At 59.5% G+C, this 21,870-nt stretch carries 24 protein-coding genes; 16 read left to right on the top strand and 8 right to left on the bottom strand.

Going from position 1 to position 21,870, the window contains the following annotated elements:
- Positions 1-606 precede the first annotated feature (606 nt).
- The 3 genes from Q0520_RS10835 to pyrF all read left to right on the top strand — a co-directional run bounded on the left by Q0520_RS10835 (position 607) and on the right by pyrF (position 3,641).
- Positions 607-1,755 (top strand): iron-containing alcohol dehydrogenase, encoded by a 1,149-nt coding sequence (locus Q0520_RS10835; RefSeq protein ID WP_298669985.1) that lies wholly within the window; start codon positions 607-609, stop codon positions 1,753-1,755.
- A 236-nt stretch (positions 1,756-1,991) separates the two neighbouring features.
- A complete protein-coding gene (locus Q0520_RS10830) occupies positions 1,992-2,939 on the top strand; it encodes a deoxyhypusine synthase (RefSeq protein WP_298669983.1) in 948 nt (315 codons plus the stop codon).
- A 66-nt stretch (positions 2,940-3,005) separates the two neighbouring features.
- Positions 3,006-3,641 (top strand): orotidine-5'-phosphate decarboxylase, encoded by a 636-nt coding sequence (gene pyrF, locus Q0520_RS10825; RefSeq protein WP_298669981.1) that lies wholly within the window; start codon positions 3,006-3,008, stop codon positions 3,639-3,641.
- Between the two features lie 152 nt (positions 3,642-3,793).
- On the opposite strand, the gene Q0520_RS10820 is transcribed toward pyrF, so the two are convergent.
- Positions 3,794-5,422 (bottom strand): hypothetical protein, encoded by a 1,629-nt coding sequence (locus Q0520_RS10820; RefSeq protein WP_298669979.1) that lies wholly within the window; start codon positions 5,420-5,422, stop codon positions 3,794-3,796.
- A gap of 147 nt (positions 5,423-5,569) precedes the next feature.
- On the opposite strand from Q0520_RS10820, the gene nrdD reads away from it, so the two are divergent.
- Positions 5,570-5,932 carry an anaerobic ribonucleoside-triphosphate reductase gene (nrdD, locus tag Q0520_RS10815; RefSeq protein WP_298669977.1) on the top strand — a complete coding sequence of 121 codons (363 nt, stop codon included), beginning with the start codon at positions 5,570-5,572 and terminating at the stop codon, positions 5,930-5,932.
- Positions 5,929-6,840: an adenosylcobinamide amidohydrolase gene (locus tag Q0520_RS10810; RefSeq protein WP_298669975.1), complete on the top strand. Its 912-nt coding sequence runs from the start codon at positions 5,929-5,931 to the stop codon at positions 6,838-6,840. Before nrdD ends, Q0520_RS10810 begins: the two co-directional genes overlap by 4 nt.
- 2 nt (positions 6,841-6,842) lie before the next feature.
- On the opposite strand, the gene Q0520_RS10805 is transcribed toward Q0520_RS10810, so the two are convergent.
- Positions 6,843-7,034: a DUF1858 domain-containing protein gene (locus tag Q0520_RS10805; protein ID WP_298669973.1), complete on the bottom strand. Its 192-nt coding sequence runs from the start codon at positions 7,032-7,034 to the stop codon at positions 6,843-6,845.
- A 160-nt stretch (positions 7,035-7,194) separates the two neighbouring features.
- Here Q0520_RS10805 and Q0520_RS10800 point away from each other — a divergent pair, with 160 nt between their 5' ends.
- Both Q0520_RS10800 and Q0520_RS10795 read left to right on the top strand, forming a co-directional pair.
- On the top strand, positions 7,195-8,385 hold the full coding sequence (locus Q0520_RS10800; protein WP_298669971.1) for a nucleotide-binding protein: 1,191 nt from the start codon (positions 7,195-7,197) through the stop codon (positions 8,383-8,385).
- The gene (locus tag Q0520_RS10795; protein WP_298669969.1) at positions 8,375-8,953 is read left to right on the top strand and encodes an RPA family protein; all 579 of its coding nucleotides are present in this window, start codon (positions 8,375-8,377) and stop codon (positions 8,951-8,953) included. The genes Q0520_RS10800 and Q0520_RS10795 overlap by 11 nt, the downstream gene beginning before the upstream one ends.
- Positions 8,954-9,165: 212 nt before the next feature.
- Here the strand turns inward: Q0520_RS10795 and Q0520_RS10790 are convergent, their stop codons facing one another.
- The 3 genes from Q0520_RS10790 to Q0520_RS10780 all read right to left on the bottom strand — a co-directional run bounded on the left by Q0520_RS10790 (position 9,166) and on the right by Q0520_RS10780 (position 11,291).
- A complete protein-coding gene (locus tag Q0520_RS10790) occupies positions 9,166-9,816 on the bottom strand; it encodes a recombinase family protein (protein WP_298669967.1) in 651 nt (216 codons plus the stop codon).
- 142 nt (positions 9,817-9,958) lie between these two features.
- Positions 9,959-10,630, bottom strand: a complete 672-nt coding sequence (ribB, locus tag Q0520_RS10785) for a 3,4-dihydroxy-2-butanone-4-phosphate synthase (RefSeq protein WP_298669965.1) — start codon at positions 10,628-10,630, stop codon at positions 9,959-9,961.
- Entirely contained in the window at positions 10,623-11,291 is a 669-nt protein-coding gene (locus Q0520_RS10780; protein WP_298669963.1) for a DUF120 domain-containing protein, read from the bottom strand. The genes ribB and Q0520_RS10780 overlap by 8 nt, the downstream gene beginning before the upstream one ends.
- Before the next feature lie 112 nt (positions 11,292-11,403).
- Between Q0520_RS10780 and Q0520_RS10775 the strand changes: the two genes are divergently transcribed.
- Genes Q0520_RS10775 through Q0520_RS10760 form a run of 4 tightly spaced genes read left to right on the top strand, consistent with a single transcriptional unit; the run spans position 11,404 to position 14,717 of the window.
- Positions 11,404-12,114, top strand: coding sequence for a helix-turn-helix domain-containing protein (locus tag Q0520_RS10775; protein WP_298669961.1), 711 nt, complete (start codon positions 11,404-11,406; stop codon positions 12,112-12,114).
- Complete coding sequence (locus Q0520_RS10770) at positions 12,108-13,163, top strand: hydroxymethylglutaryl-CoA synthase (protein WP_298669959.1); 1,056 nt, start codon at positions 12,108-12,110, stop codon at positions 13,161-13,163. Before Q0520_RS10775 ends, Q0520_RS10770 begins: the two co-directional genes overlap by 7 nt.
- A complete protein-coding gene (locus tag Q0520_RS10765; protein WP_298669957.1) occupies positions 13,160-14,326 on the top strand; it encodes a thiolase domain-containing protein in 1,167 nt (388 codons plus the stop codon). Before Q0520_RS10770 ends, Q0520_RS10765 begins: the two co-directional genes overlap by 4 nt.
- Position 14,327: 1 nt before the next feature.
- A complete protein-coding gene (locus Q0520_RS10760; RefSeq protein ID WP_298669955.1) occupies positions 14,328-14,717 on the top strand; it encodes a Zn-ribbon domain-containing OB-fold protein in 390 nt (129 codons plus the stop codon).
- Between the two features lie 148 nt (positions 14,718-14,865).
- On the opposite strand, the gene Q0520_RS10755 is transcribed toward Q0520_RS10760, so the two are convergent.
- The gene (locus tag Q0520_RS10755; RefSeq protein WP_298669953.1) at positions 14,866-15,792 is read right to left on the bottom strand and encodes a class I SAM-dependent methyltransferase family protein; all 927 of its coding nucleotides are present in this window, start codon (positions 15,790-15,792) and stop codon (positions 14,866-14,868) included.
- 31 nt (positions 15,793-15,823) lie between these two features.
- On the opposite strand from Q0520_RS10755, the gene hmgA reads away from it, so the two are divergent.
- Positions 15,824-17,032, top strand: a complete 1,209-nt coding sequence (hmgA, locus tag Q0520_RS10750; protein ID WP_298669952.1) for a hydroxymethylglutaryl-CoA reductase (NADPH) — start codon at positions 15,824-15,826, stop codon at positions 17,030-17,032.
- A 66-nt stretch (positions 17,033-17,098) separates the two neighbouring features.
- Here hmgA and rimI read toward each other — a convergent pair whose 3' ends face one another.
- Complete coding sequence (rimI, locus tag Q0520_RS10745) at positions 17,099-17,560, bottom strand: ribosomal protein S18-alanine N-acetyltransferase (RefSeq protein ID WP_298669950.1); 462 nt, start codon at positions 17,558-17,560, stop codon at positions 17,099-17,101.
- A gap of 79 nt (positions 17,561-17,639) precedes the next feature.
- Here rimI and Q0520_RS10740 point away from each other — a divergent pair, with 79 nt between their 5' ends.
- Positions 17,640-18,911, top strand: a complete 1,272-nt coding sequence (locus Q0520_RS10740) for a DUF1015 domain-containing protein (RefSeq protein WP_298669948.1) — start codon at positions 17,640-17,642, stop codon at positions 18,909-18,911.
- A gap of 21 nt (positions 18,912-18,932) precedes the next feature.
- Here Q0520_RS10740 and Q0520_RS10735 read toward each other — a convergent pair whose 3' ends face one another.
- Entirely contained in the window at positions 18,933-19,541 is a 609-nt protein-coding gene (locus tag Q0520_RS10735; RefSeq protein WP_298669946.1) for an FmdE family protein, read from the bottom strand.
- 242 nt (positions 19,542-19,783) lie between these two features.
- Between Q0520_RS10735 and Q0520_RS10730 the strand changes: the two genes are divergently transcribed.
- The 3 genes from Q0520_RS10730 to Q0520_RS10720 are packed head-to-tail and all read left to right on the top strand — an operon-like array spanning position 19,784 to position 21,804.
- Positions 19,784-20,329 (top strand): hypothetical protein, encoded by a 546-nt coding sequence (locus Q0520_RS10730; RefSeq protein WP_298669944.1) that lies wholly within the window; start codon positions 19,784-19,786, stop codon positions 20,327-20,329.
- A 24-nt stretch (positions 20,330-20,353) separates the two neighbouring features.
- Positions 20,354-21,298, top strand: coding sequence for a hypothetical protein (locus Q0520_RS10725; RefSeq protein WP_298669942.1), 945 nt, complete (start codon positions 20,354-20,356; stop codon positions 21,296-21,298).
- Complete coding sequence (locus Q0520_RS10720) at positions 21,292-21,804, top strand: hypothetical protein (protein ID WP_298669940.1); 513 nt, start codon at positions 21,292-21,294, stop codon at positions 21,802-21,804. The genes Q0520_RS10725 and Q0520_RS10720 overlap by 7 nt, the downstream gene beginning before the upstream one ends.
- Positions 21,805-21,870 lie beyond the last annotated feature (66 nt).

Genomic DNA, 21,870 nt, shown 5'->3' with positions numbered 1-21,870 from the left:
CGGTTGTCATGGAACTCGTCAACTCGATCTCAAAACTGAAAGCACTGGACGCAGGACCGCTCGCCGTCTCCCCGTACGTCGAGGCGATCACACCGCTCGTCATCAACATCGCGCGTTTCAGCAAGATGCGGGACGTCGGTGTTTACTTCAAATAAAATCCCCTATTTTTAATCCCTAGCCCCCTCCGGCAATACGATCATTTTCCAGATAGGAGAAGAGCAGGGTACCAGACGTTTTGTCCTTTTACATCTCAAGTGGGGGCAGTTCACCTCAGAGAGGAAGCGCAAGGAAATCAGCAACCCTGCCACAAATGTTCTCAAATATTTAGAGCAGAACATGGAGTCCATAATGATTTATCACGCAAGATACGAGAGAATACACGAGACTTTCATGAACGAACATGATGATTTTAATCAGGGATCTGCAGTACCATTTCAGCAATTAGACCCCAATATACAACCAAATTTAAAAATTAAGGATTAATAATTATAAATATACAATATAAAAGGATATAGACATTGGATTAAATCATCCCCATTTATATTCACACAATATAAGGGTTCATGCATAGGGCACTCGTCAAGGAGGGCCCCAGGAGTGGAAAAAATGGTTTACACATACCTGAACCCCGCAGTTGCCCTCATGGGCGCTGGAGCAGTGAAAGAGATCGGAAACTGGGCGAAGATGCTCGGAGCCAGGAAGGCCCTGATCGTCTCTGGAAAGGGCAGGCATGGCCAGGCTCTGAACAAGGACATTGCCGAACTCCTGAGAGGATCAGGCATCGAATCGGCAATTTTCGCCGGTGCCGAGCCGAACCCGACTGACACCTCTGTCCACGAGGGTGCGGCGATGTACACAAAAGAAGGTTGTGACATGATCGTCGCCGTCGGCGGGGGGTCCCCGATGGACTGCGCAAAGGGCATCGGCATCGTTGCCGCAAACGGGGGGCAGATCTATGACTACGAAGGCGCAGGGAAGGTTACGGAGCCGTTGCCGCCATTTATCACCGTCAACACGACCGCGGGGACCGCCTCGGAGATGACATGCTTCGCCGTCATCACCGACACCCGCCGCCACGTCAAGATGGCCCTCGTCGACTGGAAACTCACTGCCAACGTCGCGATCAACGACCCCGAACTGATGAAGAGCATGCCGCCCGCACTCACCGCCGCCACCGGCATGGACGCCCTCACTCATGCAGTCGAGGCCTATGTCTCCACCATCGCCACACCGACCACGGACGCCGCCGCTATCAAGGCGATAGAGATCATTTCAAAATACCTCAGGCCGGCCGTCGCCAACGGTGACGACATGGTCGCCCGCGACATGATGGCCCACGCCGAGTACCTCGCCGGCATTGCCTTCAACAATGCAAGCCTCGGCTACGTCCACGCAATGGCCCACCAGCTCGGCGGCTTCTACAACCTGCCGCACGGCGTCTGCAACGCCATCCTCCTGCCGCACGTCGAGAAGTTCAACCTCATCGCCGCACCCGAGCGCTTCGTCGAGATCGCAAAGGCCCTCGGGGAGAATGTCGAAGGTCTCTCCACCATCGAAGCGGCAGAGAAGGCCATCGACGCCATCAAGAAGCTCTCTGCCGACGTCGGCATCCCGGCGGGCGTGAAGCAACTCGGTGCAAAGGAGGAGGACATCCCGACCCTGGCAGAAAATGCCATGAAGGACATCTGTGGCCTGACAAACCCGCGCCGGGCCACAAAGGACGAGATCATGACCATCTACCGCTCTGCGATGTAAGGCACACCCCGGAATGACGGGATACGACCGTACCCGAGAGGCACCAGCATGGACACCAGGGGCAGGGATACTTCCCTGCACGGGATGTTGTCATTCCCCGTCACTGGATCATGAAAGGGATCTGAGAGCACCCCCATATTTTTTTGAATCCACAATTTTGTCTCTTTTTATGGTGTGGTCCTCGGTCAAAACTGTTAATGGATTGCAGGACAAGATCATAAGGAATCTGGTGTCCTATGGAATGCAACAGGGATGAATGCGGCGATCCTGTCAGGCAGGTCAGGCTTTCGGCAGGGATGACAGTAAACGAACTTGTCAATGCAATAGGCGGAGCAGGAGCCTACAACGGCGGTTCACTCGCAAAAGCGGTTGATATATACGAAAAAATGCTCCGCGACGAGAAGGCGACAAAGTACTTCGGGCTTGCCGGGGCGATGGTCCCCGCCGGCATGGGCGGGATCGTCAGCGAACTCATCGAGAAGGGGTACATCGATATCCTTGTCTCAACCGGGGCAAACCTCACCCACGATACTATCGAGGCAATCGGCTGCCACCACTACCATGGCACGTCGGTCTGCGACGACCTCAAACTGAGAGAAGAGGAGATCAACCGTATCTACGACATCTTCCTCCCGGACGAGGCCTTCATACGCTTTGAGGAGTTCATGCAGGACTGCCTCTCCGAGATCCCGGATAAGTCCGTGATCACCATCTCTGGCCTCCTCCGCCACATCGGCGAGCACCTCGACCACGGCATCCTCGCAACAGCGGCAAAGAAAGACATCCCTGTCTTCTGCCCCGCTGTCCAGGACTCAATGCTCGGCATGCAGTTCTGGCTCTACAACCAGATGCACCACATCGTCGTCGACACCTTCGGCGACATGCACGACATCATCGACCGCTGCTATGCGGCAGAACATGCAGGCGCCTTCCTCGTCGGCGGCGGCGTCCCGAAGAACTTCATCTTCCAGAACAAGATGATCACCCCCTCGGGCTTCGACTACGCGATCCAGCTCACCGGCGACCGTCCCGACCTCGGCGGCCTCTCCGGCGCCACACTCTCAGAAGCCCAGTCCTGGGGCAAGATCAACGAGGACGCAGCTGCAATTACAGTCTACGGCGATGCAACAATCAACCTCCCCCTCATCGCCGCGGCGGTCCTGGAGAGACTGGAACAGGACTGAAAACAGTCCTCTCCCCCGACTCCACGGAGAAAACATTATTTCACCACAAAATAATAGAGCGGGAACATGACTGACCTTATCCTCTCCCTTGATGTCACCGATCGGGCAGCGGCACTCGCCATTGCAAAGGCCTGTGCACGCGAGGTCGACGCGATCAAGATCGGCTACCCCCTTGTCCTCGGGGCCGGGCTCGGGATAGCCCGCGACCTCGCAGACCTCGGGCTTCCCCTCATCGCCGACTTCAAGGTCGCTGACATACCGAATACCAACACGCTCATCTGCGAGCAGGTCTTCGCGGCCGGATTCTCTGCTGTAATCGCCCAAGGCTTCCCGGGCCCGGACTCGGTTGCCGCCTGCGTCAACGCGGCCCATGCCCATGAAGGGGAGTGCTATGTCGTCGCCGAGATGAGCCACCCTGGTGCACTCACCTTCTTCTCCGAGGGCGTGCCCGAGCACCTCTGCGATATTGTCGCACAGACCGGCGCCGACGGCATCATCGCCCCGGCGACGCGGCCCGAAAGAGTGAAAGCACTTCGCACCCTCATCGGGGAAAAGAAGATCCTGTCCCCGGGCATAGGGGCACAGGGCGGCGATCCCGCTCTGGTCGCACCCCTCGTCGACGGCATGATCGTCGGACGGGCAATCTACGGCGCGGCAGACCCGGCGACAGCGGCACGGGCCTACGCGCCCTATCGCCGATGATGAGAACGACCGTTCCGAACCGGCAGGTCCGGTGCTGACGAACCCTATGAGTCCTCTGAGGCGGCAGGCAGGGCCTGGCCCTGCCTGACCCCGCATCTATTCTTCCTGCTTCAAATATGTCTTCCAAAAAAAAGTAATGTTAGAGAACCGGATCAGCCCAGTCTCCAGAGCGGAGTACCGCCCTTGCCGAAGTTGACCTGGAGGTACGCCGAGGCGGGGTCGGAAGAGAGAGGGACTTCGTAGACAAGATAGCCGATAGTGCGGTCCTTCCTTTTGAGGGTCACATCAGAGTAGACAGAACCGACGCACTCGATATATGCCTCAGGTTGTTTCGGGACGTACTTGTCGCCGCCGAGGAGGAGAGTACATGCCGATGCTTTCGGGGTCCTGAATGTCTGGCTCCCCTTTCCACTGTAACCGAGGTGGTTGACCTCCAGAAGTACGCAGAAGAACTCCTTCCCGTACGGCGGCAGGTGCTCCTTCACCGTGTCGCCCTTCTCAGTAACGTACCGGTCCAGCCGCGTGACCGGTCCGACCTTTACCGAGAGGGTGTTCCCCTCGGGTGCGTCCCTGAACTTATACCGCTCCCGGGGGGCGAGGGCATCGGGGTACAGAGACTGCGTGGCGATGACCTGCGTATTCAGGGCTGGAGGGGAAAGGGAGAGTTTTTCCTGGGCGCCGGCCATCAGTGCCCGTCCCTGGACAAGAAGATCGTTCCCGCGGGCAAAGGCGTCGGCATCTGCGAAGGTCGCACCGTACCAGAGGAGAGACCCCGCTTCCTGGTACTTCCCGAGTCCTGCACCATAATCCCCGGACGCAGGGGCACACCCCGACGGGACCGTGCATGACCTGAGGCTCTTTTCCCGTGCCCGGGCAGTGCCGACAAGTTCGTCAGAAAGACGGGCAACACCGGCATAGTCGTTCCTGTCTGCCGCATGGGATATCTCGTCGATCTTCCCGTTCATCACGCTCGTGCCGTCAGCGACCTCGGCCTTCAGGAGGTCCCGGGAAATCGTCCGCTTCGACCCGTCTCCCCAGGCCCTCGCAGGCACCTGCACCGCAGACTCAGGCGGTTCGTAACAGGCGACCGACACACCTTTCGCTATCTCCACATCAGACCAGTCGATATGCCTGATATAGGCCGACTCATTACCTGAGACGGCCAGGGAGGCATCGGCCGCATGAAGGACGAATTTGAGGGAGGTGCTCTTCCCGTCGGCCTTTTTAAATGTGACTGCAACAAAGCCGAGCCGGTTCTTTACTTCACTGCTATAGAGTGCCCTGGCAATCGTGGTCGTGTCTTTCTCGTACCACCAGAGAGTATTCTGGAGACGATCACCTTCATCCGGGCAGACTACCACGACTTTCACGCCCATCGGACGTCCCAGGTAGCCGGGATTGGCAAGGTCGGGGTCGGTGATGAGCGGATAGGCGGTGACATCGGTCACGCCGGTGTCATTCCCGGCAGACGCAAGAGAGGCCGCAACTCCATCCACGGCTTCCCGCGCCTGAGCCGCATAGAGAGCGAGGGGGTCCACCTCTTCTTCAATAGCAGCATCTGCGGCAAGTGCAGGCGCGGCGGTCTTACCCTCCGCAAATGGATCCAGAAAGGAGGGCAGACCAGCGACGACACCTGAACTGTTTTCTCCGTGAGAGAAGGCAACCGCAGCTGCCGGGGTCGCACACCCGAGGATAAGGAGGATGGCAGCGAGGACAAAAAATTGTGTAAACCCCCTGCCACTCCACTTCCCCCCTGAAAAATGGGTGGCAATGAAATTCATTGAATGCATTGGTATATGGTAACAAAATTAAGTTATAATATCTTACGATTCATGGATACGGAAAATGGAGCAGTGTCTTTTTGGAGTTCACGCCCGCAACCGGCCGAAAAACGCAGCCTTTAATAATTTCAGCAGGAAGGATTAAGCATGCAGTGGAGCGACGAGCAACTAACTCTGGCAAAAAAATACAGAAATTTATCTGATATCCCGGTCGAGGAGCGCAGGTACAAGTGCCACACCTGCAACCATGTCGTCGATACAGACCCGTGCCCGGTCTGCGGCGAGACCCAGCTTGAGATCATGTGTCCCCTCGACCACACTCACTGCTCCCACGAGATCGTCGCGGGAATAGAATACTGTCCCCTCTGCGGAGCGCCGGTCTGCCCGGCGTGCGGTTCCCACGACGTCACCCAGATCAGTCGTGTCACCGGTTATCTCCAGGACGTCTCGGGCTGGAATGCCGGGAAACAGCAGGAACTCAAAGATCGGGTAAGGTATACTGTTGCATGAGATACTACCACACCCGTGACACCCTTTTTGTGCGGGGCACCTTCCGGGCCGCAAGCACCGGGATCGACGGGGGTTTCGGCGAGGTATCGACGATATTCAATCACACGGTTCCGGAAAATTTCGACCACGCAGATCCCCCGCGTTATCTCCGGGAGATCGCGGCATCAAACGGGCTAGACAACGACTTTTTCGGCCTCCTGACCGCTGTCCCGATGCAGTACCTCTGTATCCTGCAATATGATTTTATCACGGCTTTTGTTACGGCGGGCGTCACAAATCCAAATCCAAACCCTGACCAGGACCCGGAACACCCCCACACGATCAATATCGTCGTCACGTCGCGGGAGGGACTCTCCGACGGCGCTCTTCTGGAGACGATCATCACTGCCACGGAGGCGAAGGCACAGGCCCTCAGGGTGATGGGATACGACTTCACCGGCACGACCACAGATGCGGTGGTTGTCGCCTGCGAGGGGGATGTAGCCCACACATATGCAGGCACCTTCACCGAGACGGGGCGGCGGGTCTATGCCGCCGTCCTCCGCGGGGTGCAGGAGGCGCTTGCGCGTCAGCAAGGACGGGTTTCACGGAAAAAACCGTCATTTTTCATCTTTTCCCGGTACGGCGGGGACCACTGGGTTGAGTGGCGACCGGACGGGTGTCCTTACTATCCCTGCCACTTCAAAGGGCAGGCATGTGACTTCTGTTACTGCCCTTTCTACCCCTGCAGGGACACCGACCTCGGGGACGAGGTCGGGTGTTCAGCAGGCGGGACTGTCTGGAGCTGCAGCCGATGCACTCTTCTCCACGAGCCTGCGGTCGCGGCATACCTGCAGCGGAACCCCGAGGCTTCGCTTGCGGAACTGAAAAAATACCGCGCTTCCCTCAGAGGGAAGCCGGAAAAATAGATTTACTCCTGGATTCCAAGCGCAGCGACAAGTTCGTCGAGGGGAATCCCGTGGGCGGCCGCAGCCTGCCTGATGCTCTCGCCCCGGCCAATGGCACAGCCAAGGCATCCCATACCGAAACGCATCAGGACTTCCGCAGCTTCGGGCTTTGCCTGGAGGAGTTCCAGGATCGTACTGTCAGCGGTGATCGCCATACCCAGAGGTTGGTCGCACCAGTACTTAAACGTTCAACAGGCGGCCTCCCAAACTTTCACACCACGCTCCCCACCTTTATATTGTGGGGGTGACGATGCTCATCTGGAGATGTATATGGATCTATCCGAAGCAGCAGAAAGAATCTCCCGAAAGTTCGAGTTGCAGAAGGTCAAAATCGACCCCTCAGAGGTGGAAAAGAAACTCCGGACCCTCGTCGAGGACTTTGGAGTCAATCTCTCCGAGGCCGAGAAGACTGTTTCCGAGAACATCGCACGCGATCACAACCTTGCGGCGGTGCCGGCGCAGTCCTCTGAGATGCGCGAGATCGGGTCTCTCCTCCCGGGTGAATGGGTGACTGTCGAGGGGAAGGTCGTCGGCACCGCAAAACCGGCTTCAGCCGCGATCAGACAGAGCGGTATCATCACCGACACGAGCGGGGCAATCCAGTTCACGGCGTGGGAAAGGGCAAACGCACCCCTGCTAGAAGAGGGGAAGTGGTACAGGATCGAGTCCGTGGTCGTGGACGAGTACCGTGGGATGCCGAAACTGAACTTCCATAAAGGGACGACGATCACCGAGATCGAGAAGGAAGCCCCGGTCATGCCACAGATGACGAAGGTCGCCGACCTCCGGCCGGGTGTTGCCAGCGTGAAGGTGAAGGTTGTCCAGGAGTGGGAGGCGAGGCATGAGCGTATCCTTCAGACCGGTATCGTTGGTGACGAATCGGGTACGATCAAGTTCACCATCTGGAAAGAGGAGGACATGGAGCGGCTCGAACCGGGGATGGTCTATAACATCTTCTACGCAACCGTGGACGAGTATCAGGGGCGGCTATCCATCACACTCAACGGTGCAAAGTGCTTCCCTGATGAGGAGGCCGAGATCACCGTCGGGACCGGTGCCGCCACTATCAAAGGGGTCATCGTGAATGTCGGTCCGGGATCAGGCCTTGTCAGGCGCTGCCCTGTGGAAGGGTGCAACCGCGTCCTCTCGAAGAGGAATTACTGCCCGGTCCACGACGTTCAGGACAATTTCAGGAATGATATCAGGATCAAGGGTGTGCTCGATGACGGGACAACGGCACGCAATATCCTCATGCAGAAGGATGTCGTCGAGGCTGTCACCGGCCTCGCCCTCGATGAGGCGGTATCGATCTCCCAGGAGGGGCCTCTCGGCCTGGACGACGTCTTCTGCAGGATCAGGGATGCCGTGATGGGGCGCTACTTCGCCTGTTCAGGGAGCGACCTCGGTGACACCTTCCTGGTGAAGGATTGTACGCTTCTCACCTTTGACAAAGACCGGCATACTGAACTCCTCAACCAGATAGGGGGCGAACTCAATGCAGAGTGAAGGGCGTTTCACGCCGCGTTACCAGCGCGAACCGGCACGCAGGGTCTTCGCTGCCGAACTGCGCGAGGCAAGTTACCACTTCAAGGACGGCGAGGACGAGAAGAGTCCGACCTATGTCCTCCTCCCGACAGGTGAGAGGTGCAACAGGGTCCTCATCATCGGGTCGATGACCCAGAAGGAAAAGCGGGGCGACCAGAACATCTTCTACCAGATCCGTGTCTCCGACCCGACAGGGATCTTCTTCGTGAGTGCCACGTCCTATCAACAGGAAGCGATGACGCAGGTCTCGAAGATCGATCCCCCGGCATTCGTCGCCGTCGTCGGAAAGCCAAGCGTCTATGAAACACCCGACGGGCGGGTCTTCGTCTCTGTGCGGGCGGAGTCGGTGACTGTTGTCGACAAGGAGATGCGGAACTGCTGGGTCCTTGACACCGCAGAGAGCACCCTGAAGAGGCTTGAATCGTTCGGGACGACCGAAGACTCGAAGACTGCCGGCGAACACTACGCCACAAACCCGGAGGTGTACCGCCGGATGGTCTATGAGGCACTTGCACAGATCACCATCTAAACTTTTTTTGGCTCTGAAAAAACCATTGTAGCGGGGTCTCCTCCGGGGCTTAGGGACCCATTGCGTATCAGAGATGCACACGAAGAGGACATCTGATATTTCTGTACTCCTGACGTCTCGTCTTTCAATCCTCGAAGACCAAAAAGGGATCCTGAGGAGGGAGACTGCTGTCCACCTCCTATCGCATGGGAAGAATAATGTTCAAAAATGTATTACTCGCTCTCGGCACTTTCGGCCGGAGAGCGTTTCCCCTTCCACTCGCCTTTCAGTTCGGGATAGTCTGCAAGGATCTTTGAAACCGTGCTCCTGCTCACGCTGAACATCCTGCAGATCTGGGATATACTGGTACCGGAACGGCGGACGGTGATCAGGGCCTCGATCTGTCCGTCGTTCAGGGCGCGGGGCCGGCCAATAGCGCCCCGCGACCGCGACTCCGGATGTGCAGGGGTGCGGGACGCCTTCTTCACCGTCTCCACACAGGGACGGATATACCCGACAAAATTCTGGACGGCCCGGATCCGGAGTTCAGGATCATCAATATAACCGAAAAAGTCGTCTCTGGCAAAGTAAGGGACAAAACCTTCGTCGACAAGGGCCTGGAGTTCCTCGATCTCGAACTCCAGATTTTTCGCAAGAGAGGGGAGGCCGGGAAAGAGAATGTGCTCCACCCTGTTTTCCCGCGCATATTCAAGCATCCGCTGATATCCCTCGCGCATCCTGGGGGCGGTGCTGGTCATCCGGTGGTCACTGAAGAATTTATTGACGGTAAACCGATATTTGCAAAATTCGTCAATGATCTCTTTTTGATGCTCCAGGTCGCCCCTTTTCCGTGTGGCAAGGTAGGCTACAGCATCTTTTTTCATACAAAGGATTGAAATCTGACAGCATATAGATTTTACGTTTTTTGATCAAGACCTGTAACAATTTTAGAACAATTTCAAAAAGGCGAGGGGGAAGCACCCCCCATATCAGGCACTTTCAGGCAAACAGCCAGAAAAGGAGAGGTCAGGCAGATATCCCCTTCCAGTGTTCAAGAACCTCTTTTCCTTCGATGAAAACCAGACCATGATCCCGGGCATAGGCCTGTGCACCTTCCTTGGAAAGAGCAAGGCCGGTCTCATCGTCGAGCATCTCGCAGACGACAAGGGCCGGGGTCACCCCGGCCATGGCCGCAAGGGCGATCGAGAGTTCTGTCTGGCCCCTGCGGACATCGAGCAGTCCCTCGGCGGCCCTGAGAAGTGCCACATGGCCGGGTGTCCTGAACTCGGCCTTGAAGTTTTGACCTCCGCCATTCAGGGACTTTTTCACCTGGTCCGCAATGGCGTTGATGGTCGTCGCCCTGTCCCGGTCGGGTATGCCGGTATAGGTGCTCCTGTGGTTCACCCAGATCGAGAAGGACGAGTGGTTCTTCCGGTCGTACGGGATGTCGCCGAGGTGTTCGACAGCATCGAAGTCGCGGAGCAGGTCTGAGGCGAACGGAAGGCCGAGCCTTTTTGCGGCTTCGGGGTGAACGGCCGTACAGATGAGGCCACCGCCATCTTTCCGCATCGTCATGACGTCGTGCGGTGTGACGGCATCTGCACAAATAACAAGATCGGTCTCGCGTTCACGGTCGTCAAAGTCATAGAGCAGAATAAATTTGCCCGCTTTCAGGGCAGCACATGCATCTTCAATCATGGGTAACCTCTATCTGTACACTGTCGTTGTCATGGAGTCCAAATGTCTCGCGCAGAGGTGCCGGCGAGATGATCTCGATTATCTCTTCAGGATAGTGGCTCCGGCCGGGTTCGATGATCGCACCCGGGCAGTCTCCGATCCGGCACGGGAGGCAACGTGCGCTACCGAATGATCTGCCGTCGGCCTCGAAGCCCTCGATCCCGATCCAGATCAGTCCTTCCAGGCGGCGCTTCACCCTGACGCTTTCGGGGTCGAGGTGGACGTTGAGCGTACCCGGATAGGCATAAAATCCAAGTTTTTCCAGGAACTGCTCACGGTATTGCGGGTGGTCGATATAGTATCGTCCCTCGCCAAGGCCGCTGATCACTGTCCCTTTGAGGATATAATACCCTCCTTCCGGCGAAAAGATACGCGTGTACGCCGAAAACTCGTGCCGCAGTTCCTCCTCCCCCGCCAGGGCGACGGCGACATACTGGCCATCAGGCCTGACGGTGCGCGTGATCATTCCGGCCGCTTCAAGTGACTTCAGGCGACGCGAGGCCGTCTGTGGGCTGATGTTCAGTGCATTCGCCAGGGTCTGTGAGGACATCCAGGCCGAACTCCTCAGGCCGCCCATGAGCGCAACGACCTTCAGGCACTGGAGATCTCCTGCATCCATCATGCATACCACAATTGAGATGCATCCTATATATGAGTTATGAAGGGGGGTGCTTCGTAGATTGTCGATGAGTGATTCGTTAATTTTTTAATGTGCGTGGTTAACATCTACAACCATGAACTCCGAACTGCGTAAGCAACTTGCCGAGAAGATGGCAGGAGAGATTACGCTCTCGGACTCACCGGGGAAAGCGCTGAAAAAATGGCGCATGAGCTTCGAGATACCCCAGGGAGTACTCTCGGAGAGGCTCGGCGTCTCTCCCTCGGTCATATCCGACTATGAGGGGGGAAGGCGGAGAAGCCCCGGAACCGCCGTTGTCGGCAAGATAGTCGACACTATCCTCGCAATCGACGAGGAGAACGGTGGCAGACATATCCAGCGGTTCTCGAGAATTCTCTTCACCAACTTTGACGAGGACGTCATCTATGACATCCACGACTACGCCTCGGCAGTCCGCCTGACCGAACTCGCGAAGGCCGTCGGCGCCCGCACCCTCTGCGGCACCCTCGACCTCTCGATCTTCGGGTATACCGTGGTCAACAGCCTCAATGCGATCCTGCAACTCTCTGCAAACGAGTTCAACAGGATCTACGGGTGGAGCACGGAGCGTGCACTCATTTTTACGAATGTCTCGACCGGGAAATCTCCCTTTGTGGCGATCCGGGTGACCCCCTTCAAGCCGCGCTGCGTCATCCTCCAGGGACTGGAGGTGGAGCAGGTTCACCCGCTCGTTCCCCGTCTTGCTGAACGGGACCGGATAACCGTCCTGTGCACAACGATGGACGTAGAATCTATTGTCAACACCTTGAGGGAAAAGGAATGGTAGGCATCATTACGTACGGGGCATATATCCCCCGTTTCCGGATCAAAGTCGAGGAGATCGCCCGGGTCTGGGGCGACAACCCCAAGGACATCTCCGGGGGCCTCGGGGTCAGGGAAAAATCGGTCCCTGACATGGACGAGGACACCGCAACGATCTCCGTCGAAGCGGCCCGCAACGCACTTATCAGGAGAGACGTCGACCGCAACGCCATCGGCGCCATCTACGTCGGTTCGGAGTCGCACCCCTACGCCGTCAAGCCGACAGCGGCAACGGTCGGGGCGGCCATCGGGGCGACCCCGGTGATGACCGCGGCCGACTACGAGTTTGCGTGCAAGGCCGGCACGGCAGGCGTGCAGACCTGCATGGGCCTTGTCGGGAGCGACATGGTCACTTATGGCGTCGCCATCGGCGCCGACGTGGCGCAGGGCGCCCCCGGCGATGCCCTGGAGTACACGGCCGCCGCAGGCGGGGCCGCCATGGTCATCGGGAAGAAAGATCCCATCGCCGTGATCAACCACACCTGCTCGTACACGACCGATACCCCCGACTTCTGGCGGCGCGAGGGGCAGGCGTACCCCCGCCACGGCGGGAGGTTCACCGGTGACCCGGGATACTTCAAGCACGTGCAGGGAGCGGCCAGGATGATGCTCGAACAGATGGGGACAAAGCCCTCTGACTACGACTATGCCGTCTTCCACCAGCCGAACGCGAAGTTCCCCCAGCGGGTCGCCGGCATGCTCGGCTTCACCCGCGACCAGATCAAACCCGGTCTTGTGGTGCCGCGCCTCGGGAACACCTACTCCGGGGCTTCGATGGTTGGCCTTGCCGCCACTCTCGATATCGCAAAACCGGACGACCACATCTTCGTGACCTCCTTTGGCTCGGGTGCAGGGAGCGACGCCTTCGACATCACGGTCACCGACCTGATCGAGGACACCGCGGTCTTCGACAGGGCAGCGGCCCCCTCCGTGGAGCAGCTCCTTGCAAACCCGATCTATCTCGATTACGCACAGTACGCCAAACACAAAGGTAAAATCATGGTGCAGAAATGAGAGACGTAGCAGTTATCGGGATCGGATGCACCAAATTCGGCGAATGGTGGGACCGTTCCTTCAGGAACCTCATTGTCGAGGCGGGCGTCAAGGCGATCGAGGACGCCAACCTTGCAGGCGAGCAGATCGACGCGATGTACGTCGGGAACATGAGTGCAGGTCGGTTCATCGAGCAGGAGCACATCGGTGCCCTGATAGCCGATTACTCGGGTCTTGCCGCCGAGCATATCCCGGCGACGAGGGTCGAGGCCGCCTGCGCATCGGGCGGGCTTGCATTCCGTGACGCCGTGACCGCGGTCGCAAGCGGGATGTCCGACATCGTCGTCGCCGCGGGCGTCGAGAAGATGACCGACGTGGACACGAGCATGTCCACAGACGCCCTCGCCGGCGCGGCCGACCGTGAGTGGGAGGGCTTTGTCGGGGCGACCTTCCCCGGCCTGTATGCGATGATCGCAAACGACTACATGCACCGCTATCCCCTCACCCGCGAGCAGCTGGCGCAGGTCGCCGTGAAGAACCACTACAACGGGGCGAGGAACCCGATCGCACAGTTCCAGAAGGAGATCACCATCGACACCGTGCTGAACTCGACCCTTGTCGCCGACCCCCTGCGCCTCTTCGACTGCTCGCCGATCACCGACGGCGCCGCAGCAGTCGTCGTCGCACCCCTGGAGATGGCGAAGAAGTTCACCGACACGCCGATCAAGGTACTGGCAACGGCGCAGGCGAGCGACACCATCGCTCTCCATGACCGCCGCGACATCTCCACCCTCGACGCCACGGTGGCGGCCGGCAACCGTGCCTTCAAGATGGCAGGTCTCGAGAGAAAGGATATCGACTTCGTCGAGGTCCACGACTGCTTCACCATTGCCGAGATCTGCGCCATCGAAGACCTCGGCTTCTGCAAGAAGGGCGAGGCCGGGAAGCTCACCGAGGAAGGGGTCACCGCCCTCAACGGCGACCTGCCCGTGAACACGAGCGGCGGGCTGAAGGCCTGCGGCCACCCGGTCGGTGCGACTGGCATCAAGCAGGTCTGCGAGGCGGTCCTTCAACTCCGCGGTGAGGCCGGGAAGAGACAGATCGAAGGTGCCGAGATCGGCATGACGCACAATGTCGGCGGCACGGGCGCAACGGTCGCCGTCCATATCTTCGGGAGGGACTGAAATGTCGGTACCACGTTTCTGGAGAAAGATCCCGCAGCGCTACAACCTCGAGGGGACGCGGTGCGAGACCTGCGGCAGGTATTTCTTCCCGCCGCGGAACCTCTGCCCGACCTGCCGGCGGGAGGGGAAGATCGTCGAGCACACCTTCAAGGGCACGGGCAAGATCGTGACCTTCACGGTGATCAGGTCGGCAAGCGATCAGTTCGCGAAACTCACTCCGTACGTCCTCGCCATCGTCGAACTCGAAGAGGGGCCGAGGATGACGGCGCAGATCGTCTGCTCCCCTGAGGAGGCCTATATTGGCATGCCGGTGAAGGCGGTCTTCCGCAGGCTCGGCACCGAGGGCGAGAGCGGGGTCATCTACTATGGCACGAAGTTCGCGCCGATGTGAGACCCGATTCCTCCTTTTTTAAACTCCGATCCGAAGAGCGGCGCCGTCCAGGTGCGACGGCGCCAGGTACTACGCGCTATTTTCGGTCGGGGAGATACGTTCCTGAAACGGAATTCTGACAGTCTGCCAGAGATAATTTAGAGCCAGGTCATTCCCCGACGACAATGTCGTACACGGCGTGCCACTCGGCAGGAGAATAACTCCGCACCCTCTTCTCGGTGACCTCCGCAGCCGGGAGGGCGCGGATGACGTCGAGGTACTTCCCCTCCTCGTCCTGGAGGGCGTAGAAGTGGATGGTCCCGCCAGGTCTGCAGAGGGCGAAGGCGGCGGAGAGGAAGTGGGAGGACTCCATCGGGAGGTTCATGATCACGCGGTCGAAGGTCCGGCCGAAGATGCCGGGCAGGTGGGCGGCGTCGGCAAGCATGGGCAGGACATTCTTTTTCTTGTTCATCGCTGTGTTCTCGCAGAGGAGGGAAACCGCCGCCGGGTTGAGGTCGGCGGCGACGACGAGAGAGGCCAGGTCGGCAAGGGAGATCGCAAAAGGCCCGACGCCCGCGAACATGTCGACCACCCTTTCGCCCTCCTGCATCAAAGACCGCACCCGCTGCCTCTCTGTGGAGAGACGGGCCGAGAAGTAGGCGTGCGCAAGGTCCACAGCAAAGCGGTGACCGTGCTCGGTGACGATGGTCCGCGTCGTCTCCTCCCCGGCAAGGACAGCAAACTCCCGCGTCCTGAACTCTCCCTCCACCGGACTTGTGGGGTACAGGACGGTGTGGAGGGAGGGACGGGAGTGGAGCACCCTTTCTGCCCCCTCGCGGTCCTCCTCCTGGAGGATCGCGATCCCGCCGACGAGTTCGTGGCGGGGGAGTTCCTCCTGCCGGGGGAAGGGGGTGAAGACCGCCCTCTCAGCCCCGGCCGTTTCTTCGACGAGGGGGAGGAGGAGGTCGTCCCCCTCTGGCCGCGGCCTGTGGGCCCGGTCCAGAAGACCCCGCCCGACCAGGTCGCGTCGCGCCTCTTCCGCATGTTTCTTTGCCACTCGCAGACACCAGAGTTCGTCCCCATCCTCACCGTGCATCTTTATCCCCAAAACTCCTGATAGTAATCTCATGGATGATGCTCTCGCAAGACTAAAAAATGGAACTCTCAAACTCTACGCCCTGGAGGGGGAACTCCCGCCTGAAGAGGCCGTCAGGGTGAGGCGCGAGTATATCGAGGGGGAGACCGGGGCAGACCTTGAAGCGCTCGGCACCTTCTCCATCGGCATCGACCGGGTGGTGAAGAGGAACATCGAGAACATGATCGGCGCCGTCCAGGTCCCGGTCGGGGTCGCCGGGCCCCTGCAGGTCAACGGCGAGTTCGCAAAAGGCGCCCGCTGGCTCCCTCTTGCAACGACCGAGGGAGCGCTCGTCGCCTCGATCAACAGGGGGGCCTCGGCGATCACGAAGGCGGGAGGGGCCGACGTCAGGGTCCTCTCCGACGCCATGACCCGCGCTCCGGTCTTTGCCGCCCGCGATATCGTGCATGCAAAGGAGGTCGCAGACTGGGCTGAAGCGCACTTCGCCGAACTCGCCGCCGCGGCGGCAAAGACCACCTCCCGCGGGAAACTCCTCTCCGTGACGCCGTACGTCGTCGGCACCAGCGTATTCCTGAGGTGTGCCTACGACACCAAGGACGCTATGGGCATGAACATGGCGACGATCGCCACGGCGGAGATCGCCGACCTCGTCGAGGCGGAGACGGGGGCCCGCCTCATCGCTCTCTCCGGCAACATGTGTGTCGACAAGAAGCCCGCGGCCATGAACCTCGTCGAGGGGAGGGGCAAGACCGTCGTCGCCGGCGTACACCTCTCCGACGACCTGATAAGGACGGTCTTCAAAACCGACGCAAAGACTCTTGCCGCGGTGAACTACCGTAAGAATCTCATAGGATCGGCACGGGCCGGGTCTCTCGGCTTCAACGCCCATGCCGCGAATATCATCGCCGCCCTGTACCTCGCCTGCGGGCAGGACGCCGCGCATGTCGTCGAGGGGAGCAGCGCCATCACCACGGTCGAGGAGACGGATGGCGGGGCCTATGTGGCCGTCACCCTCCCGGCCGTACAGGTGGGCACGGTCGGCGGCGGCACCGGCATCGATACCCAGGCCGCCTGCCTCAACCTCCTCGGCGTCGCCGGCGGAGGCGAGCCAGAAGGGACACATGCAAAGGCGTTCGCGGAGATCGTGGCGGCAGGCGTGCTTGCCGGCGAACTCTCCCTCCTCGGCGCCCTCGCCGCCCACCACCTCGCCAGGGCCCACAAGCAACTCGGCCGGGGATGACCCCGGTTCCTGGAAAATATCTTTTTGAAGGACTTTCACCGGGGGACGGCACCCCCGGCCCTTCCTTCAGAAGAACCACTTCATCATCACGATGGCGTCCTCGCCATTGGCGTAATACCGGGCGACGGTGAAGACGGGCTGGTAGCCGTGCTTCCGGTAGAAACTCCGGGCCGTGGTGTTGGAGGCCCTGACCTCCAGTTGCACGCCCTCGGCAAGGGCGACGGCGAACTGACGTTCGGCGGCGCGGACGAGCAGACGCCCTATCCCCCGGTGCCTGAACTTCTCGGCGACCGCGAAGTTGCAGATATGGCCGTATACCGCCTCGCCCGTGTCCTCGATACCTCCGACGATGAAGCCCGCAACCTCTCCGTCCACGACCGCCACAAAGAAAGTTTCGGCCCAGCACTCAAGCGCCTGGATGAAAGTCTCCTCGTTCCAGGGGTCCACGAAGGACTCGCACTCGATGGCGACGATGGCAGGGATATCCGCTGCTGTCGCCTTTCGCAGGAAAAAACCGGGCTCTGACATTGTTGATTACTACCTCGTGCGCAAGGAAATATATTGACCAGGGGGGAAAGTATTAGCAGCTCCAAGATACGTGATCCCCATGGTAAAGGTATACCGTTTTGCAGGGCTGCGGCCTGAGCGCGCATATGCCGCCAGAATCGCCTCGGTGCCGTACGACGTGGTGACGACAGGCGAGGCCGCAGAAATTATCGGGAAAAACCCGCTTTCTTTTCTGAGCGTGAGCAGGACCGACGCCGTCCTCCGGGACATCCCGGCCGACGACGAGCGGATCTACGAGAAGGCGAGGGAGAACTTCAAGGATATGCAGGAGAAGGGGATCTTCCGCCGGGACGAGACCCCGTCGATGTACCTCTACCGGGTGAAGCAGGGGGGCAACCTCTATCTCGGGCTTGTGGCCTGCCTTGACGTCGATGACTACATCCAGGACGTCATCAAGAAGCACGAGCACACCCGCTATGACAAGGAACGGGACAGGACACGGCATATCGACGCCACGAACGCGAATACCGGACTCGTGGTCGTGCTGTACCCCGACGAAGGGGACATCTTCGAGTACATCGAGTCCATTCTCCCGGAGGGCGGACCCGACGCGGTCGTCAAGACAGAGCAGGGGAATGTCCACGAACTCTTCAGGATCAGCGACCCTGTCCGCCTCGCACACATCGAGAGTCTCTTCTCCCGCGTGCCGGCGGCGTACATCGCCGACGGCCACCACCGCGCAAAGTCGGCGGTGACGGTCGCAGAGGACCGCAGGAAGGCCGGGACCTATGAGGTCGAGGACGGCCGTTTCATGGCGATCCTCCTCGCCCACAAGAGGGTGAAGATCCACGGTTACTCGCGGCTCGTCACCGATCTCGGGAGGTACACGCCGGAGTCCTTCCTTGCCGCCCTGAAGAAGAACTTCGAGGTGAAGCCGTACGGCGAGATCGACGACACTGTCTTCCGCGTGCCGCCCCTCAGGAAGGCCGATGGTCACCACATCTTCCACATGTACCTGGGCGGCACCTGGTACGAGGTCACCTCTCCTGTCGAAAACCCCGACGACCTGATCGGTTCGCTCGACGTCTCGGTCCTCCAGAAGAAGGTGCTTGAGGGGATGCTCGGGATCACCGACCCGCGGGGCGACGCACGCCTCCAGTACCTCGGCGGCGCCCGGCCTCTCGCCGACCTCGAAAAGAAGGTAGACTCAGGCGAATTCGCTGTCGCCTTCTCGATGCAGCCGGTCAATGTCGAGACTGTGATGAAGATCGCCGGCGCAGGCATGGTCATGCCCCCGAAGTCGACCTGGTTCGAGCCGAAACTCCTCTCCGGGCTTGTGATCCACACGCTCGGCGAGGGGAAGAAGGAATAAAAACAGTTTTTGAGAGAGGGGTCACCACCCTCTTGAATATTTTCCGGCGCACGGGATGCAGACGATCTTCCCGTCCTTGACCCGAGCCCGCGATTCGGCGACCTGTTCCCCACAGACGGCGCAGGTGTACGACGCAAAGATCCGTGCCTTCTCAGGGACGTCGGGCGCCACCTCCCTGACGGCGAAGATCTCATCGGCGGGGTGCGTCAGTATGGCGGAACAGACGCCGTCGAGGTGTTCCCTGTAGGCTTTTCTCTCGGCGGGCGTCGCCGACCCCCCGTGGACCTTCGCCCGCAGGGGGTGAAACATGGGGTCGACGAGATCGACGGAGAAGTCGGGGCGTGTCATGATCCGCACCGCCTTCCCGCTCGTGCGGTTGATGAGGGTCCAGGCGCTCTTGCCGAGGTCGCGGAGGATGAGGTTCCCCTTCCCGACAGTGCACCCTGTGACGACCTGGATGCCGTCCACACCGCAGGCGTCGTTCTCGATGATCGCCACAAGTTCTTCGTCGGGGGCACGGGAGGCGCCGACTTTTTCCATTGCTACCTCAGCGGCGCGGTACCCGAAGGCAAGACCGGGGCAGCGGTGGCCGTGAAAGCGGGCGGCTTCCTCGAAGGTGGGGTTCTGCATAGGAGGGGAGGTGACACGTTTCTCGTGAAAAGTGTTACTGTCGCGGAACACCGCAGATTGTATCACTTGCGTCCGGGTGGAGAAGAGCACATCATCCTGGAATGTAACTCCACCACTCCGACATCAGGGGCGTGCGGCAATATCACGGATAAAAAGACCCGAAACACAGATCAAAAAGATGTAATACAGCAATACAGATTCAAATGATATATATACTAATCTCCCTAAAATGGATCCGTGCTATGAAGCCCTCGCACCTCATTGCCCCCCTTATCTTCTGCGTACTTGCATTCTCCTGTGCCTGCGGCTGCACGACGACACCCGCAAACGGGGCCGCAAGCGGTGGGATCAGGGATGTGACGTCCCCCTCGACGGAGGAGAAGACACACCTTGAAACCGCTCTCGCGGATCTGGAGGTGCTCGCAGGGGAGGGGTTCGAGAATATCACCGGGATGGAGGTCATCACGGTGAGCGGCACCGATGTCGCGGCCGCAGGCAACGCGAGCACCTGGGTCCTTGGCATACGGCAGGACGGCAGGCCTTCGCTCCTCGTCTACTCACACGGCACATGGTCGAGACTGAACTGGAACCACCCGCTGGACGGTGAGACGATCCCGCTGGACACAACCCTCATGCCCACCGACCTCTATGAGGTGCATGCCGACGAGATCGGAGGACTCGGACCGTTGACCGACCTAACCCTGGTGAATGGTACGTACACCCTGAGGTCGCACGCCCCCACACCCGAGACCCTCGCCTTCGACGCACAGACCGGGGGGGTGGTCTGAACGGCACTCGACAACGACTCAGGAATGCTCTCCCTCGACTTCCTGGCCGGGTTCACGATCTTCCTCCTCGGCCTGATCGTCGCGGCAGGGATGGTGCCGGGGATGCTCGCCGGTCTCCAGAGCGCCACCATCGACAACGACGGCGTCGCCTACCGGACGTCGGTGATCCTTGCCGAAGACCCGGGGTGGTGGTTCGACGACTTCACCATGACCGGGAACAGTCGCTGGGAGGGGGAGGCGACAGCAATGGACCGCGTGAAGCGGATGGGGCTTGCTGTCTCAAAGGAGACGCCAAACGTCCTCTCCATGGGAAAGATAGACGCGTTCTTCAATAAAACACACTACCAGAACGACCCCGACTTTTACAGGGAGACGGTTTTTTTCTCGGACTATCCGTACTCCTTCAATATCAGCCTGAAGACGGATGACGGAACCCGCACCCTTGGCGACCCGGTCCCCGAGGGCGACCACGGGTATATCAGGCGGACGGTGATGGTGAAGGAACCCGCGGAGGCGACATTTAACGTCGTTAATGAAGGGGAACAGATGTCCACCAACGGCACCTTCGCAGTCGCCATGAACTTCTCAGAACTCCTCGGCCGACCTGAGGCCTACCGGGTCGACCCCTTCGGGGACAGGATAAATATCACACTCAAGGATCCGAGTATCTCGGGGAACCTGACCGGTGTGCGGATATACCGCGGCAAATCCTGGGTGCCGCCTGCAGTACCGGAAGAGAATATCCAGATCGGCGGGGCACCGGCAAACCTTCCGCAACAGGCGTCTGATAACATCAAGCTCTCCCTTGAACCCGGATTTTTCAGCGGGAAGGCATCGGAGACGAACCAGATGGAGATCAGATTCCTCTTTGATTCGGACACATTGACCAGCAAGACATTCACGTACAACTACACCACGGCCCCGCCTCCTCCCCTGAAACCTGCCGTGCTGGAGGTGGCGGTATGGTAGACGACTCTGCGCAGCTCTACACGATGGAGGGAATTGCGGCGGCGTTCATCATCCTGGCGACGGCGTACCTCGTCGCCGGGACGACGAGCGTGTACACGCCGGGCGACTCGCACATCACCGACATGCAGCTTGAAGTCCTCGGCAACGACGTGCTGGCGGTGATGGACACGCCGATTAAGAACGGAGATCCAAGCGAACTCGAAAAATACCTGAGCGACTGGGGAGACAGTAATAAAAATGCGTTCAAGGAGCGTTTCAGCAAACTTCTGAATAACAATACCGGCCCGGAACAGGACAACCTCCAGTTCTCCACGTACGTATCATACCGGGCCAATGACGACGTTAAAACAAAACAGTTCGTGCAATCGCAGGAGATGACCGGCTACGAGCAGGCGGTGCGGGTGACGAGGCTCGTGACCATAAACGGCAAACCCATCGGTTCACCTGTAGATGTCAGAACCGGCGAACAGGTCGTGATGGTGGAGGTGCTCATATGGAGAGGTTAGACGACGAAGGGCAGTGGATCGTGATGATGGGCTTCATCATCGCCGTGGGTTTCTTCTTCCTCGCCC

The sequence above is a fragment of the uncultured Methanofollis sp. genome (assembly GCF_937919355.1).
Lineage (GTDB): Archaea > Halobacteriota > Methanomicrobia > Methanomicrobiales > Methanofollaceae > Methanofollis.
The sequence above is the reverse complement of the archived record's forward strand: the minus strand, read 5'-3'. Positions and strand labels throughout refer to the sequence as shown.

Excerpts from the sequence above, each read along its gene's own strand:
- Q0520_RS10780 (WP_298669963.1), bottom strand. The coding sequence starts at position 11,291 with ATGATGGATGCAGGAGATCTCCAGTGCCTGAAGGTCGTTGCGCTCATG.
- Q0520_RS10735 (WP_298669946.1), bottom strand. The coding sequence starts at position 19,541 with ATGCAGAACCCCACCTTCGAGGAAGCCGCCCGCTTTCACGGCCACCGC.
- ribB (WP_298669965.1), bottom strand. The coding sequence starts at position 10,630 with ATGATTGAAGATGCATGTGCTGCCCTGAAAGCGGGCAAATTTATTCTG.
- Q0520_RS10770 (WP_298669959.1), top strand. The coding sequence starts at position 12,108 with ATGGTAGGCATCATTACGTACGGGGCATATATCCCCCGTTTCCGGATC.
- pyrF (WP_298669981.1), top strand. The coding sequence starts at position 3,006 with ATGACTGACCTTATCCTCTCCCTTGATGTCACCGATCGGGCAGCGGCA.
- Q0520_RS10730 (WP_298669944.1), top strand. The coding sequence starts at position 19,784 with ATGAAGCCCTCGCACCTCATTGCCCCCCTTATCTTCTGCGTACTTGCA.
- nrdD (WP_298669977.1), top strand. The coding sequence starts at position 5,570 with ATGCAGTGGAGCGACGAGCAACTAACTCTGGCAAAAAAATACAGAAAT.
- Q0520_RS10775 (WP_298669961.1), top strand. The coding sequence starts at position 11,404 with ATGAACTCCGAACTGCGTAAGCAACTTGCCGAGAAGATGGCAGGAGAG.
- hmgA (WP_298669952.1), top strand. The coding sequence starts at position 15,824 with ATGGATGATGCTCTCGCAAGACTAAAAAATGGAACTCTCAAACTCTAC.
- Q0520_RS10725 (WP_298669942.1), top strand. The coding sequence starts at position 20,354 with ATGCTCTCCCTCGACTTCCTGGCCGGGTTCACGATCTTCCTCCTCGGC.
- Q0520_RS10720 (WP_298669940.1), top strand. The coding sequence starts at position 21,292 with ATGGTAGACGACTCTGCGCAGCTCTACACGATGGAGGGAATTGCGGCG.
- Q0520_RS10835 (WP_298669985.1), top strand. The coding sequence starts at position 607 with ATGGTTTACACATACCTGAACCCCGCAGTTGCCCTCATGGGCGCTGGA.
- rimI (WP_298669950.1), bottom strand. The coding sequence starts at position 17,560 with ATGTCAGAGCCCGGTTTTTTCCTGCGAAAGGCGACAGCAGCGGATATC.
- Q0520_RS10790 (WP_298669967.1), bottom strand. The coding sequence starts at position 9,816 with ATGAAAAAAGATGCTGTAGCCTACCTTGCCACACGGAAAAGGGGCGAC.
- Q0520_RS10820 (WP_298669979.1), bottom strand. The coding sequence starts at position 5,422 with ATGAATTTCATTGCCACCCATTTTTCAGGGGGGAAGTGGAGTGGCAGG.
- Q0520_RS10830 (WP_298669983.1), top strand. The coding sequence starts at position 1,992 with ATGGAATGCAACAGGGATGAATGCGGCGATCCTGTCAGGCAGGTCAGG.
- Q0520_RS10760 (WP_298669955.1), top strand. The coding sequence starts at position 14,328 with ATGTCGGTACCACGTTTCTGGAGAAAGATCCCGCAGCGCTACAACCTC.
- Q0520_RS10810 (WP_298669975.1), top strand. The coding sequence starts at position 5,929 with ATGAGATACTACCACACCCGTGACACCCTTTTTGTGCGGGGCACCTTC.
- Q0520_RS10765 (WP_298669957.1), top strand. The coding sequence starts at position 13,160 with ATGAGAGACGTAGCAGTTATCGGGATCGGATGCACCAAATTCGGCGAA.
- Q0520_RS10795 (WP_298669969.1), top strand. The coding sequence starts at position 8,375 with ATGCAGAGTGAAGGGCGTTTCACGCCGCGTTACCAGCGCGAACCGGCA.
- Q0520_RS10740 (WP_298669948.1), top strand. The coding sequence starts at position 17,640 with ATGGTAAAGGTATACCGTTTTGCAGGGCTGCGGCCTGAGCGCGCATAT.
- Q0520_RS10755 (WP_298669953.1), bottom strand. The coding sequence starts at position 15,792 with ATGCACGGTGAGGATGGGGACGAACTCTGGTGTCTGCGAGTGGCAAAG.
- Q0520_RS10805 (WP_298669973.1), bottom strand. The coding sequence starts at position 7,034 with ATGGCGATCACCGCTGACAGTACGATCCTGGAACTCCTCCAGGCAAAG.